Origin of the sequence: Campylobacter sp. CFSAN093229 (assembly GCF_011068225.1) — a bacterium.
In the GTDB taxonomy this organism is placed as follows: Bacteria; Campylobacterota; Campylobacteria; order Campylobacterales; family Campylobacteraceae; genus Campylobacter_D; species Campylobacter_D jejuni.
On the sequence record NZ_JAAMXB010000004.1, the window covers coordinates 108,226 to 121,791 of the forward strand.

At 29.1% G+C, this 13,566-nt stretch carries 15 protein-coding genes; 10 read left to right on the plus strand and 5 right to left on the minus strand.

What is annotated here, in order from left to right; all coding sequences use genetic code 11:
• Window positions 1–21: 21 nt before the first annotated feature.
• Entirely contained in the window at window positions 22–870 is an 849-nt protein-coding gene (gene lepB / locus FBE93_RS01860; RefSeq protein ID WP_004315500.1) for a signal peptidase I, read from the minus strand.
• 9 nt (window positions 871–879) lie between these two features.
• Complete coding sequence (gene folD / locus FBE93_RS01865) at window positions 880–1,728, minus strand: bifunctional methylenetetrahydrofolate dehydrogenase/methenyltetrahydrofolate cyclohydrolase FolD (RefSeq protein WP_002852542.1); 849 nt, start codon at window positions 1,726–1,728, stop codon at window positions 880–882.
• 79 nt (window positions 1,729–1,807) lie between these two features.
• Here folD and FBE93_RS01870 point away from each other — a divergent pair, with 79 nt between their 5' ends.
• Genes FBE93_RS01870 through FBE93_RS01900 form a run of 7 tightly spaced genes read left to right on the plus strand, consistent with a single transcriptional unit; the run spans window position 1,808 to window position 7,940 of the window.
• On the plus strand, window positions 1,808–2,155 hold the full coding sequence (locus FBE93_RS01870) for a c-type cytochrome (protein WP_002916139.1): 348 nt from the start codon (window positions 1,808–1,810) through the stop codon (window positions 2,153–2,155).
• Window positions 2,152–3,426: a glutamate-1-semialdehyde 2,1-aminomutase gene (hemL, locus tag FBE93_RS01875; protein ID WP_004315506.1), complete on the plus strand. Its 1,275-nt coding sequence runs from the start codon at window positions 2,152–2,154 to the stop codon at window positions 3,424–3,426. The genes FBE93_RS01870 and hemL overlap by 4 nt, the downstream gene beginning before the upstream one ends.
• Window positions 3,423–3,752 carry an AtpZ/AtpI family protein gene (locus FBE93_RS01880; RefSeq protein ID WP_165434120.1) on the plus strand — a complete coding sequence of 110 codons (330 nt, stop codon included), beginning with the start codon at window positions 3,423–3,425 and terminating at the stop codon, window positions 3,750–3,752. Before hemL ends, FBE93_RS01880 begins: the two co-directional genes overlap by 4 nt.
• A complete protein-coding gene (locus tag FBE93_RS01885; RefSeq protein ID WP_004315511.1) occupies window positions 3,752–4,255 on the plus strand; it encodes a hypothetical protein in 504 nt (167 codons plus the stop codon). The genes FBE93_RS01880 and FBE93_RS01885 overlap by 1 nt, the downstream gene beginning before the upstream one ends.
• Complete coding sequence (locus tag FBE93_RS01890; RefSeq protein WP_002916132.1) at window positions 4,233–5,420, plus strand: MFS transporter; 1,188 nt, start codon at window positions 4,233–4,235, stop codon at window positions 5,418–5,420. The genes FBE93_RS01885 and FBE93_RS01890 overlap by 23 nt, the downstream gene beginning before the upstream one ends.
• Complete coding sequence (locus FBE93_RS01895) at window positions 5,413–7,662, plus strand: flagellar hook-length control protein FliK (RefSeq protein WP_004315515.1); 2,250 nt, start codon at window positions 5,413–5,415, stop codon at window positions 7,660–7,662. The genes FBE93_RS01890 and FBE93_RS01895 overlap by 8 nt, the downstream gene beginning before the upstream one ends.
• Entirely contained in the window at window positions 7,659–7,940 is a 282-nt protein-coding gene (locus FBE93_RS01900) for a FlhB-like flagellar biosynthesis protein (protein WP_002852641.1), read from the plus strand. Before FBE93_RS01895 ends, FBE93_RS01900 begins: the two co-directional genes overlap by 4 nt.
• Here FBE93_RS01900 and FBE93_RS01905 read toward each other — a convergent pair.
• Entirely contained in the window at window positions 7,937–8,737 is an 801-nt protein-coding gene (locus tag FBE93_RS01905) for a phosphatidylserine decarboxylase (protein ID WP_165434121.1), read from the minus strand. The genes FBE93_RS01900 and FBE93_RS01905 overlap by 4 nt on opposite strands.
• The gene (locus FBE93_RS01910) at window positions 8,734–9,858 is read right to left on the minus strand and encodes a metallophosphoesterase (RefSeq protein WP_165434122.1); all 1,125 of its coding nucleotides are present in this window, start codon (window positions 9,856–9,858) and stop codon (window positions 8,734–8,736) included. The genes FBE93_RS01905 and FBE93_RS01910 overlap by 4 nt, the downstream gene beginning before the upstream one ends.
• A gap of 85 nt (window positions 9,859–9,943) precedes the next feature.
• On the opposite strand from FBE93_RS01910, the gene gltX reads away from it, so the two are divergent.
• From gltX to FBE93_RS01925, 3 genes are read left to right on the plus strand one after another with little or no spacing between them, the layout of a single operon-like run.
• Entirely contained in the window at window positions 9,944–11,239 is a 1,296-nt protein-coding gene (gltX, locus tag FBE93_RS01915; RefSeq protein WP_165434123.1) for a glutamate--tRNA ligase, read from the plus strand.
• Window positions 11,240–11,241: 2 nt separating this feature from the next.
• Window positions 11,242–11,523: a YggT family protein gene (locus tag FBE93_RS01920; protein ID WP_002852501.1), complete on the plus strand. Its 282-nt coding sequence runs from the start codon at window positions 11,242–11,244 to the stop codon at window positions 11,521–11,523.
• Window positions 11,520–13,145 (plus strand): lytic transglycosylase domain-containing protein, encoded by a 1,626-nt coding sequence (locus tag FBE93_RS01925; RefSeq protein ID WP_165434124.1) that lies wholly within the window; start codon window positions 11,520–11,522, stop codon window positions 13,143–13,145. The genes FBE93_RS01920 and FBE93_RS01925 overlap by 4 nt, the downstream gene beginning before the upstream one ends.
• Here FBE93_RS01925 and FBE93_RS01930 read toward each other — a convergent pair.
• Complete coding sequence (locus FBE93_RS01930) at window positions 13,042–13,527, minus strand: hypothetical protein (protein WP_002873511.1); 486 nt, start codon at window positions 13,525–13,527, stop codon at window positions 13,042–13,044. The genes FBE93_RS01925 and FBE93_RS01930 overlap by 104 nt on opposite strands.
• Window positions 13,528–13,566: the final 39 nt, after the last annotated feature.

A 13,566-nucleotide genomic window follows, 5' to 3' on the forward strand; every position in this document is an offset into this window, starting at 1 on the left:
TGTTTGTGTTTTTCACAAACATTAGCTTAATTTATCCTCATCATCATGATCATGGATATATTGTTCATCATTTTCCAAGGTGTCAACAAAACGCCCTATCCTTTCCCAGCGAACATTTTTATCTTTATCCCAAGAGAAATATACAAACCAAGGTTTACCTACTATCAACCTATAAGGAACAGAGCCCCAAAAACGACTATCATAAGAATAATCACGATTATCACCCATCATGAAATACTCATTTTCAGGTACATCAAAAACATAAGCATTTCCTCCGCTAAAACCTATATGATTTCCAAGTTCTTTAATATAAGTTGGAGACATAGCAAAATCACCTATGCTAAGAAAGCGTAAAATATCGCTTTCTATATCTTTTTTTGGATTATAATGAATACCTTTTTGTTTATAAGGTTCTTTTACATAAATTTGTCCTCCAAGAGTAACAAGATCATTTGGATAATGTTCTCTCATGAAATCATCACCCTCATGCATTCTTACATAAAGTGTTTTATTTGCATAAACTATCCTATCTCTTCCTGTACCTACACAACGCTTTACAAAGTGTTCTTTTTCATTTCTAGGATTTCTAAAAACAACTATATCTCCTCTTTGTGGCCCTTGTGCTTTTATCAAATGTCCATCTTTATTAAAATCTGGCAAAACAGGAATTTCCAACCAAGGAATATGAGGAGTTGGGATACCATAGCTAAATTTTTTAACAAATAAAAAATCCCCTACCAATAAGGTGTTTTTCATAGAACCAGAAGGAATAACAAAAGCTTGTATAAAGAAAAAAATCACCAAAAGAACAATAACTACTGTTCCAGTCCAAGACTGTGAAAATTTATATAATTTCTTTAAAATTTCCATAGATTTTCCCTAATTAAGTCTATTTTTAGCAGATTTAACTGTGTTTTCTAAAAGCATGGCTATAGTCATAGGACCTACTCCACCTGGAACAGGAGTTATATAACTAGATTTTTTAGATACCTCTTCAAAATCCACGTCTCCAACTATCTTTCCACTTTCAAGACGATTGATTCCAACATCAACAACAATCACTCCTTCTTTTACCATATCCGATCGAAGTAAATTCACACAACCTGCTGCTACTATAATCAAATCAGCTTGCCTAGTATAAAGGCTCAAATCTTTGGTTTTAATATGACAAACGCTTACTGTAGCTCCAGCGTTTAAAAGCATAGTAGCCATAGGACGACCTACTATATTTGAAGCACCTATAATAACAGCGTCTTTTCCTTCTAAATCAATTTCATAAGCCTTCAAAAGCTTCATAACTCCAAGTGGAGTACAAGGCAAAAACCCACTTTCTAAGCCTAAATTTAAATATCCTACATTAATAGGATGAAAGCCATCAACATCTTTACTACTTATAATACTTTCAAGTATTAAATCTTTACAAATATGATCAGGTAAGGGAAGCTGAACCAAAATTCCATGAACACTATCATCGTGATTTAAGGTATTAATCAATGCCAAAAGTTCATTTTGTGTAGTATTTTCATTAAGATGATAAACTAAAGATTTAATTCCACATTCTTCACAGGCTTTAGCCTTAGATTTTACATAAGTTTGACTTGCAGGATTATCTCCAACCAAGATAACAGCTAAACAGCTTTCAATCCCTTTGCTTTTCAAAAATTGATTTTTTTCTTTTAATTCTTCTTTGATTTTTGCACTTAAAGCTTTACCATCAAGCAAAGTCATTATTTTCCTTCTATAAATTTAATCACTTTTTTAAAGTAAAAATTGTATCATATTAAAACTTCATTAACAAGGTGAAACTTTGAAAATTGTTTTAATGTTTTTTTTATTTAGTATCAATCTTTTTGGTGCTGATTTTATCACTCTTAAAGAATACTCTAAAATGCTTTATGAAAATCCAAGGGGCATTAGTTGTAAAGAATGTCATGGAGCAGATGGAAGCGAACAAATTTTAGGATATTATATGAAAAATGGTATTAAAACAGCTTATAAAGTTCCAAGTATACAAAATCTTAGTTTTGAGAATTTTAAAAATTCTCTTAATCAGAGTAAAGACGCAAAATCAATCATGCCAAATTACTCTTTAACAAATGATGAAATTGTAACTTTATATAATTACATCAAGCAATTTAGCAAGGAAGAAAAATGACAAACAAAAAAGCTTTTAAAGAAGCGTGTAAATTCATCGCAGGCGGTGTAAATTCTCCAGTTCGTGCTTTTGCAAATGTTCAAAGTGAGCCAAAATTTATTTCTCATGGAAAAGGTGCTTATATTTTCGATATAGATGGAAATTCTTATATAGACTATATTCAAAGCTGGGGGCCTTTACTTTTTGGACATTGCGATAAAGATATACAAAAAGCTTGTCAAAAAGCACTTCATAAAGGTTCAAGTTTTGGAGCTCCAACTTTATTAGAAACTGAACTTGCCAAGCTTGTTTTATCTGATTTTCCACATTTAGAAAAAATCCGCTTTGTAAGCAGTGGAACGGAAGCAACCATGAGTGCTATTCGTCTTGCCCGTGGCTTTACTAAAAAAGATAAAATTTTAAAATTTGAAGGATGTTATCACGGGCATTCTGATTCATTATTGGTGAGTGCAGGAAGTGGTGCTGCTACTTTTAACTCTCCTAGTTCTTTAGGTGTTTTAGAAGATGTAGCTAAACACACTTTAGTAGCGAAATATAATGATATAAATAGCGTTAAAGAGCTTTTTGAAAAAAATAAAGATATTGCATGTGTTATCATTGAGCCTATTGCTGGAAATATGGGGTTAGTTCCAGCTAAACAAGATTTTTTAGAAGAACTTGCTAAGATCTGTAAAAACAATCAAACTCTGCTGATTTTTGATGAAGTAATGAGTGGATATAGAGCATCTTACCTTGGTTCCTATGGAATCAATCATATCCAAGCAGATATAATTACTTTTGGTAAGGTAATAGGAGGTGGTCTACCTGCAGCAGCATTTGCTTCTAGAGCTGAAATTATGGATATTTTAAGTCCTTTGGGTGGAGTTTATCAAGCAGGAACTTTAAGTGGAAATCCTTTGGCAATGGCTGCAGGTATAGCAAGTCTTACAAAAGCCAAAAAGAAAACCAAGCTTTATGACAAACTTGGAAAATTAGCAAAAAAACTTACCCAAGGAATGAAAAAATTAGCAGATGAAAAAGGACTTCCGCTGCAAGCTTGTCATGTAGGTTCTATGTTTGGATACTTTTTCACCAAAGATCCTGTATCAAACTACCAAGATGCATTAAAATCTGATCTAGCATTATTTTCAAAATTTCACAAAAATATGCTTGAAAATGGAATTTATTTAGCACCTTCTCAATTTGAAACAGGCTTTATATGTTCAAAAATGGATGATAAAATTATAGATACAACACTAGAGGCTGTTAGGGAAAGCTTTAAAAGAATATGAGCAATATTTTAAAAGAAGAAAAAAATCACTTAGAAAATTCCAACAGCAAAAGACAAAAAATCATTCGCAAAACTCTTGAAGCTGCGGATGGTTTAAGTCTTGGTATCTCTATGGTTGTTGCTGTATTTATAGGTGTGGGAATAGGATATTTACTTAAAAAATTTACTCCTTATCCTTGGCTTTTTTGGCTTGGAGTTTTTTGGGGGATCAGTGCTGCTATACTTAATGTTTACAAAGCTTATAAAGTTCAAATAAAAAGCTATGAAGAATTTAAAGAAAGAGATGAGTTGATCAAAGAAAAAATTCAAAAAGAAAAGAACAAATAATGGAACATAAAAAAGCTCTATTTTGTATTTTTGCCATTATTCATTTATTTTTTTGGATCATATTTTCATCGTTAAATCATTTTAAATTAGATACATTTTTAAGCTATGAAATAGCTTTTTTTAGTGTTTTATTGATTATTTTTGCTTCTTATTTAAATTATAAAAAAGCCATTATAAAAAAATCAAAAAATTATGAAAAAGATTTTAATTTCATTTCATCGCTTTTTATCAAAAAAAAACAAAATTTATCAAAAATTATTCATTTTAAAGTTCTAAAAGACGATTTAAAGCCAAATGTTAAAGAGAAAATCCATTTTTTTGCTATGTTTTTTACTCTCTTTAAATTGATGGCTTATGTAATATTGGTTGCTGGATTTTTATTTTTACATCGCCAAGATAAATTAGATATCTTTGCTTATATTTGTGGAATTTCATCCTTGCTAGTTTGTGTGTTTATTTTTATTTTATATATAAAAAAGTATGAGTCCAAAAAAAATTATTAAATCAATGACAGCACTTTTTGCTGGTATGGCATTTTTATTTGCAGGTAATGCCTTGATAGTAAGCTCTATAGGTGTTATATTAAAAGAAAACGGAGAAAGTTCTTTAGCTGTTGGAGTAGTAAGTTCTTGTTTTTTTGTAGGTGCTCTTGTTGGAACTATCAGTGCTCATAAAATTATTTCTCGTATAGGTCATATACGCTCTTTTGGGCTATTTGGTGCTATTTTTGGAATTTCAGCTATGCTTCATACAGTAAGCGAAAATCTTATCTTTTGGGCTATTTTAAGATTTTTCATAGGGATTTGCTACTATGGACTTTTAATGGTCATAGAATCATGGCTTAATGAAAAAAGCAAAAATGCCATTCGATCTAGAATTTTAGGTTTTTATGAAATTGTTTTTTATCTTGCGTTTGGTATTGGAGTTTTAATCATAGCGTTAAATTTGAGCAAACATAGTGTATTTATTCTCAGTGCAACTTTAATTTTACTTTCATCTTTACCTTTAAATCTAATTAAAATCAAAGAACCTGTTTTGCCCGCATCAAGTCCTATTTCTATACCTAAAATTTTTGATATAGCTCCTTTAGCTATCGTCACAAGCTTTATAGCCGGAATGCTTATAAATGGCTTTTTTTCTATGGCATCTTTATTTATACTTTTGCAAGGTTTTGATACAAAAGCGGTTTCTTATTTTATATTTTGTGGGGTTTTAGGTGGTTTTATTGCACAAACCATCATAGGAACTATTTCAGATAAACTTGGTCGCAAATTTGCCATTATCACTTGCGCAAGCATAGGATTTATCACTATGCTTATATTTATCTTTTTTAAACTTCATTTGTATATGCAATATTTTTTAGGAATTACTCTTGGTATAGGAATATTTTGTTTATATGCTTTAGCACTTGCTAGAGCAAATGATGTTTTAGTAAGCAAAAATAAAGGTGTAGAGTTAGGTCGTGGGGTTCTTTTTTGTTATTCTTTGGGCTCTTTGTTTGGCCCTTTAATTTTAGGTTTTTTAATGCAATATTTTGAAATCAAAGGTTTTATATGGTTTTATATAGTTTCTTTAGCATTTTTAATTCTTTTTGCTATCAATAAACCAAATATTTTAAATAAAAAATTTAAGAAAAAGCCTGGAAATATGGTGATATTTGATGATTAATACTCAACTAGCAAGTCAAATTGCCAATACGCAAAAAAATGATTTAAAAGTAGATAACTCTGCTTCAAAAGATAAAACAAATTTAAAAGACAATCCAAAAGAAGCACTTGCACAAGCTTTAAAGCAAAATTTAGGTTTAAGCAAGGACGCTAGTAGTGAGGAAATACTAGCAAAATTTGTTCAAAATGAAACAGGTACCAAATTAAAAGAACTTGTTAATAAACTTTTAGATCAAATCAATGCTCAAAAAAATCCCGATTCCCCTGTACTTAAACAAGGAAAAAATTTAAATTTAGCTCCTAATTTTGCTAATGAATTAAAAACTTTAAGTACAGAACTTGCAAAAAGTGATACTTTTACACAAGTTTTAGACAGATTAAATCAAATTTTAAAACCTGCCAGTGAAATAAAAAACAATAACTTAGCTCCTTTGTTTAAAAATTCAGGCGTATTTTTAGAAGCTAAATTAAAAGATGCCCTAAACGAAGAATTACTACCCAAAAGTTTTCACTCTCTTTTAAGTACAATCAAAGGTCTTAGTAGCGAAAAACTAAGCGTTCAGATAGCCCAGCTTGCAAATACAAATTTAAGCCCAAAAGACACTTTAAAAGAATTAAAAAATATTATTAATTCTAGCAAAAATGAAAATAAGCAAATTTTAAATCAAAGTTCTTTTAAAGCACTTTTAAATTTAAGTTCTAAATTGGAAAATTTTAAAAATTATATAAGTAAAAATCCCAGTCATGCTCAAGAAAAAATCACCCCTATAGCTAATAAAATTTTAAAAGAATTAAATTCCATCAAAAATGATTTTTTCAAAGCTCTTAATAAGCCAGAAAATTTAATGATAAAAGATCCAAACATCCTTAAGCAAACTGCTACCGCCTTTGAAAAACTTGAAAATACTTTAAAAAATATACTAGGCAATCAAGCTTCTAAAATACAAGATAAAGAAAATATTTTAGAAAATATTTTAAGTAACAAAGAAAATATGAAAGAAGAAAAACTTAATCATAACACAAAAAACCAAGATGAAGAAAAACATATAAAAGCATCAAAAGAAGAAACTCTCACAGATGATACTAAAACCGATATTAAGCAAGATTCAAAAAACGAAGAAAATTCGCATGCAAAAGAAACTGATATAAAAGAAGATGAAAATTTAGATTCTGATATAAAAACTCACGAAGAAGATACCCAAGATACAAAAAATGATATTCAAAACAATGAAACAGAAAATAAGCCAGACAATGATATAAAAAACTCTACTCCAAACCAAGAAAAAATTAAAGATGGAAAACAAGAAAAATCAAAAGAAAATATCAAAGAAAATCCAAAATTTTATGAAACAAAAACAGAAAACAAAACTTCAATCAATACAAATACCAACACTTCAAATCCTAACACAAACAACACGCAAAATTTAAATAATTCTCAAAATATTCAATCTAACAATAACCAAACTATGCAAAATATTTTTAAAAATCAGGAATTTATAAAACAAAATATTGTAAAAAATTTAGCATTTAATGTAGAAAATTTAGATCTAGAACAAGTGCAAGATTTAAGTAAAAATTTAAACAATCTTTCTCGTAGACTTAATGAAAGCTTAAAAGAACTTGAACCCTATACTCAAAATGCCAAGCTTAATCAAGCAGAAATTAAAAATCTCGAACACAAACTCAATCTTTCTACCAAAGATCTAGCGCAAATTAAACCAAAAACAGAACAAGATATAGCTGAATCTTTACATCATGATGTAAAATCAACACTTTTGCAAATTTCAAATTTAGCTAAAAATGAAGGCAATGAAGCTGTATATAATCAAGCTAATCGTCTTTTAGCACAAATTGAAATCAATCAGCTTATGTCTTTAGCTAATGATTCTATCAATACTTATCTGCCTTTTTCTTGGGATGATTTAAATGATTCTAAAATTATGTTTAGACGCGGAAAAAAGGATAAATTTTTTGCTCAGATTAAACTCGAATTTGCAAAACTTGGGGATTTGGAAATTCTTATTTCTTTAAATAATGAAAAATATATAGATATTAATATTATGGCAGAAAATATTGAATTTAGAAAAACCATCTATGAAAATGCCCATGAGCTTAAAAGAAATATTAATAAAGCAGGACTTTTAAGTGCAAATTTCTTTGTAGGTGATATCATAAGAAGTAAATTTGATACTAGAAGTATGAAAAATTTAGATCTTGAAATGGGTATGGATAAAAAAGTATGAGCAAAATCAAAAGATCAATTAAAAAAGCTGTAGCTCTAGGCTATCAAAAAGAAAAAAACTCTGCCCCAAAAGTGCTTGCAAGTGGCAAAGGTGAAAGTGCTGCTAAAATTATTTCTTTAGCCAAGGAACACGGAGTTCCCATTAAAGAAGATGAAGATTTAATAGAAATTTTAAGCAAACTTGACTTAGGCGATGAAATTCCACCTAATATGTATAAAGCTGTAGCTGAAGTTTTTGCCTTTATCTATCAAATGGCAAATAAAACTCCTAAAAACTAATCCGCTATTTTTTCTCCAAATTTAATACCCTGCCCTGCTTTTAAATTAAAATTTAAAATCCCTTTTTGAGAGATTAAAACTATAGTAGAACCCAGTTCAAAATTTCCTAGTTCTTCGCCTTTTTTGAAATTTAAATTTTCATATTTTCTAGTAAAATTATGAGAAATTTTAGCATTGGTTTGTATGCTTGTATCAAAATTAAAACGCATTTTTCCTACATTTTGCGCTCCTACAAAAACAAGCCAAAAAATACCTTTTTCATTTTGACATTTTAAACTCACTCTTTCATTTTTTATATACAAATTACTAATGCGTTCTAAATGCTTTTCATTTACACTATAAAGGGCGCCGCTTGTGTAAGTTGCACTTAAAATTTGCATATCACAAGGGCTGTGATAACGATGATAATCTTTTGGAGAAAGATAGATATTGACATAATCAAGCCCATTTTTAAGCTCATCTTTTTCAAAGCTATCTTTTAAAAGCTCCTCAACGCTATAAGTATGCCCTTTTATAGAAAAAGCAAAATGTTCTTCATTTGCCAAAAAAGTACTTCCACACTCTAAAATTTTACCATCACTTGGACTGATAAAACCTTCTTCAAGTTTTCTTGGAATGTGCAAAGTTCTTGTAAAAAGAGCATTTAAACTCTCGTATTCACAAGGAGATTTAAATTCACTCATATCGATATTAAAATACTTAACATAATTTTCATTAATAACTTTTTGTATCATTTTAGGAAATTTAATCCCCGCTACAAAACCAAAAAGCCTCGAACTTTCTTTTGAAAAACTCATTTTTTTCCTTTTAAATTTAAAATCACTATTTCACTCGGAGCAAAAACTCTAAGACTTGGCCCCCAAAATCCTGCGCCACTACTCACATAAAGCTTAGTTTTTTCTCCTAAATTATAAAGCCCATGAACAAAACCTTGCTGAAGTTTAACTAAAAACATAAAAGGAAAAATTTGCCCTCCATGCGTATGCCCACTTAAAACAAGGTCAAAATCACTTAAATTATAAAGCAAAGCTGTTTTAGGTTGATGTGTGAGTAAAATACTAGCTTTACTTGTATTTAAATCCACTTTTATTCTTGCTAAATCAGGAGCATATAACCCCTTATTAAGTCCGGCTAAATCTCCAAGCCCAGCAATATTTATAAAACCCAAATCTAAATTTTGATTGACTAAAATTTTCATATTAGTATGTTTTCTAAGCAAATCCAAAACTTCATTGATACCATGATAATACTCATGATTTCCCAAGGCATAAAAAGTTCCATAAGTGGAATTAAAATCATTAAGTTTTGAGATATAATTTTTTAAATCTTTAGGATTAGTATCAATCAGATCTCCTACTATTACAACCATATCAGGACTTTGCAAATTCACTTTAGTGATGAGCTTATCTAAAAAATTTTCATGCAAATTTTTACCCAAATGTATATCAGTAAGCATGGCAATTTTTAAATCTTGTTTAAGATTTGGTATTTCAACATCAACACTCTTTACTTCAGGTATTTTTAGAGCATTATTTATACTTACATAAATTAAAAACACACTTAAAACTATAAGAGAAAGCTCAAAAATCAAACGCAAAATAAGATTATATTTTTTATCTCTTTTACCCATAAGAGCTAAAATCAATTTAATAAAATCCCAAGCTAAAGTCATAAAAAACAAACAATAAGTCGGTGCATAAAGCATGGCTAAAATTTCATACCAAGTATCACTTAAATATTCATCTCTACGAAATATTAAAAACACAGCTTGGGCTAAAAAAAGCACAATAAAAATAAAGGCAAAAATTTTATAAAAATACTTAAAAAGAGTAATTTTCTTGATTAATCTTTTATAAATATAAACATTTGCTAAGCCAAAAATCAATAATATAATGAAAGAAAAAATTAAAAATATCATAAAAGTATTATAACCAAGTAAAATTAAATATCCGTATAAATTTTTCTGTTATAATAAGCTTTTAAATAATTTTAAAGGCTATAAAATGTACCGTTTTGCACCTTCTCCCACAGGTGATATGCACATAGGAAATTTACGCGCAGCAATTTTTAATTATATCTGTGCAAGACAAAAAAATATGGATTTTATCTTACGTATTGAAGATACTGATAAGGCTAGAAATATAGCAGGAAAAGAAGAAGAAATCAAAGAAATTTTAAATCTTTTTGGTATTTCATGGCAGCATTACTATATACAAAGTGAAAATTTAAAATTCCATCGCCAAATGGCTTTAAAACTTGTAAGTGAAAAGAAAGCTTTTGCTTGTTTTTGCACCGAAGAAGAACTTGAAGCAAAAAAAGAGTTAGCTAAAAAACAAGGTAAAGCTTATCGCTACGATGGCACTTGTGAAAAACTAGCCGATATTGATGTTTTAGAATGTGAAAAACCCTTTGTTATCCGTCTTAAAAAACCTACTCATACTATGAAATTTACTGATTTTATCAAAGGCGAGCTTAGTTTTGAGCCTGAAAACATAGACTCTTTTGTGATTATGAGAACGGATAAAACTCCAACTTATAATTTTGCTTGTGCGGTTGATGATATGCTTGAAAATGTCACTTGTATTATACGCGGAGAAGATCATGTTTCAAACACTCCAAAACAAGAACATATCCGCACAAGCTTAGGTTATAATAAAGCTATCACTTATGCACACTTGCCTATCATTTTAAACGAAGAAGGTATTAAAATGAGTAAAAGAGAAGTACATTCTTCTGTAAAATGGCTACTTGAAAGTGGAATTTTACCTAGCGCAATCGCAAATTATCTGATCATGCTAGGCAATAAAACTCCTTGTGAAATTTTTACCTTAGAAGAAGCTATAAAATGGTTTGATATTTCTAAAGTTTCAAAAGCTCCCGCAAGATTTGATCTTAAAAAACTCTTACAAATCAATCGTGAACATATCAAAATGATCAAAGATGATAAGCTTAATAAAATTTTAGATTTAAACAAAGATCTTGCACAGCTTGCTAAATTTTACACTCAAGAAGCAAGCACCATAAAAGAACTTAAAGAAAAAATGCAAGCTATTTTTAGCACAAAAGACTTTGGAGAGTTTGAAACAGAATGTAAAATTTTAAAAGAACTCTTAAAAGATATTGAACTTTTTGAAAACTATGAAGATTTTAAAAATGAACTTTTAAGCAAAAGCGACTTAAAAGGTAAAAAATTTTTCATGCCTTTAAGGATAATTTTAACAGGAAATATCCACGGACCTGAGCTTAGCGATCTTTATCCTTATATTAAAAATTTTATTCACGAATTAGCAAGGATTTAATTATGGTTATAGACTCTTTTATTATTTCTATTTTTCAAGTACTACAAATTGTCATTAACATTTATACTTGGATTATTATCATCACAGCACTTTTAAGCTGGGTAAACCCTGATCCTTATAATCCCATAGTGCAAATTTTATATAAATTAAGTTATCCTGCTTACGCCTTAGTTAGAAAAATTCCAACACGCATTGGCAATATTGATCTTGCGCCTTTGATTATAGTCTTAGCATTGCAGTTTCTTGGCATTTTTCTTGGGAATATCTTAAGGAGTATATTGTGATAAAAAAAATACTCGTTTTTTTATTTATTTTTTCAAGTTTAAATGCTACACAATATAGTATAGAAAAACTCAAAAAGGAAGAAAATTCACTTGCTAAGGATTATTATATTTATAGGCTTTTAGAAAAAAATAAAATCAGTAAAAAAGATGCACAGGATTTAAATTCTCATATTTTTCGCTATATAGGAAAAATTAAATCCGAACTTGAAAAAATCATCCCTTTAAAGCCTTATATCAACCCAAAATATGCTAAATGCTATACCTATACAGCAAATACTATCTTAGATGCAAATTTAACTTGTCAAAGTGTGCGCTTAAATTCATTAGTTTTTATAGCGAGTTTAAATTCCAAAGACCGAACGACTTTAGCTCAAACCTTTAAAAATCAAAGACCTGATTTGACAAATTTATTACTAGCTTTTAATACTTCTGATCCTATGAGCTATATAGTACAAAAAGAAGATATTAATGGTTTTTTTAAACTTTATAATTATTCTAAAAAATACGACTTAGATTTAAATACAAGTTTAGTCAATAAACTACCAAACCACATTGGTTTTAAAGATTTTGCACAAAATATTATTATTAAAAAAGAAAATCCAAAATTTAGACATTCTATGCTAGAAATAAATCCTGAAAATGTAAGTGAAGATTCTGCTTTCTATTTGGGAGTCAATGCCTTAACTTATGATAAAACAGAGCTTGCTTATGACTTTTTTAAAAAGGCGGCACAAAGTTTTAAATCGCAAAGCAATAAAGACAATGCTATATTTTGGATGTGGTTGATTAAAAACAATGAAGAAGATTTAAAAACTTTATCACAAAGTTCTTCTTTAAATATTTATAGTCTTTACGCAAAAGAACTTGCTAACACACCTTTTCCAAAGATAGAAAGCCTTAATCCAAGCAAGAAAAAAAATAATTTTAACATGCAAGATCCTTTTGCTTGGCAAAAAATAAACAAACAAATTCGCGATGCTAACGCAAGTCAACTAGATGTCTTGGCAAAAGAATTTGACACACAAGAAACCTTGCCTATTTATGCTTACATATTAGAACGCAAAAATAATTTTAAAAAACATTATTTTATAATGCCTTATTATGACAATATAAAAGACTATAACAAAACAAGACAAGCTTTAATTTTGGCTATTGCCAGACAAGAAAGTCGTTTTATTCCAACTGCTATTTCAGTTTCTTATGCTTTAGGCATGATGCAATTTATGCCATTTTTAGCCAATCACATAGGGGAAAAAGAATTAAAAATTCCAAATTTCGATCAAGATTTTATGTTTAAACCTGAAATAGCATATTACTTTGGAAACTATCATCTAAATTACCTTGAATCGCGTTTAAAATCTCCACTTTTTGTCGCTTACGCTTATAATGGCGGTATAGGATTTACTAACCGTATGCTTGCAAGAAATGATATGTTTAAGACAGGCAAATTTGAACCTTTCTTATCCATGGAATTAGTTCCTTATCAAGAAAGCCGAATTTATGGAAAAAAAGTTCTAGCTAATTATATTGTGTATCGACATCTTCTGAACGATAGTATAAAGATTTCGGATATTTTTGAAAATTTAATTCAAAACAAGGCAAATGATCTAAACAAATCTTAGCTACAAGCCTAGTCTCTTCCTTGACACTAGGAAGAGATACTTTAAAATAATCAGTATAGTTGTTTTGTATTATATATTTTAAGTACTCATCATCCAGTTTTTCAATATTGGCTTTTTTATTATTGATAAAAACTTCTAAATTTTGAATTTTTAATGTATTTGGAGTAAAAGACAAGGCCAATACATCATCTTTACTTGTCTTATCTAGAATTGGGTTTAAATAAGACATGGTTATAATGGCATTAATCTTATCTTGTGTGATTTTATATTTTTGAGTAAACATTAAAGTTTGAGATTTTAAATTTGTATCCACAATCGCCTGATCTTTTAAAGAACAAGCTCCAAGCAAAAAAGCACCTAAAATTACACTATAAATTTTCATTCTTTTTCCATATTTTTTAGTATTATTGTAGCCTTTTAA

What these genes read in the sequence shown, in the direction of transcription:
- FBE93_RS01930 (WP_002873511.1), bottom strand. Translation starts at nt 13,527, where the DNA reads ATGAAAATTTATAGTGTAATTTTAGGTGCTTTTTTGCTTGGAGCTTGT.
- FBE93_RS01890 (WP_002916132.1), top strand. Translation starts at nt 4,233, where the DNA reads ATGAGTCCAAAAAAAATTATTAAATCAATGACAGCACTTTTTGCTGGT.
- FBE93_RS01900 (WP_002852641.1), top strand. Translation starts at nt 7,659, where the DNA reads ATGAGCAAAATCAAAAGATCAATTAAAAAAGCTGTAGCTCTAGGCTAT.
- FBE93_RS01920 (WP_002852501.1), top strand. Translation starts at nt 11,242, where the DNA reads ATGGTTATAGACTCTTTTATTATTTCTATTTTTCAAGTACTACAAATT.
- FBE93_RS01905 (WP_165434121.1), bottom strand. Translation starts at nt 8,737, where the DNA reads ATGAGTTTTTCAAAAGAAAGTTCGAGGCTTTTTGGTTTTGTAGCGGGG.
- lepB (WP_004315500.1), bottom strand. Translation starts at nt 870, where the DNA reads ATGGAAATTTTAAAGAAATTATATAAATTTTCACAGTCTTGGACTGGA.
- FBE93_RS01895 (WP_004315515.1), top strand. Translation starts at nt 5,413, where the DNA reads ATGATTAATACTCAACTAGCAAGTCAAATTGCCAATACGCAAAAAAAT.
- FBE93_RS01885 (WP_004315511.1), top strand. Translation starts at nt 3,752, where the DNA reads ATGGAACATAAAAAAGCTCTATTTTGTATTTTTGCCATTATTCATTTA.
- FBE93_RS01910 (WP_165434122.1), bottom strand. Translation starts at nt 9,858, where the DNA reads ATGATATTTTTAATTTTTTCTTTCATTATATTATTGATTTTTGGCTTA.
- folD (WP_002852542.1), bottom strand. Translation starts at nt 1,728, where the DNA reads ATGACTTTGCTTGATGGTAAAGCTTTAAGTGCAAAAATCAAAGAAGAA.
- hemL (WP_004315506.1), top strand. Translation starts at nt 2,152, where the DNA reads ATGACAAACAAAAAAGCTTTTAAAGAAGCGTGTAAATTCATCGCAGGC.
- gltX (WP_165434123.1), top strand. Translation starts at nt 9,944, where the DNA reads ATGTACCGTTTTGCACCTTCTCCCACAGGTGATATGCACATAGGAAAT.
- FBE93_RS01880 (WP_165434120.1), top strand. Translation starts at nt 3,423, where the DNA reads ATGAGCAATATTTTAAAAGAAGAAAAAAATCACTTAGAAAATTCCAAC.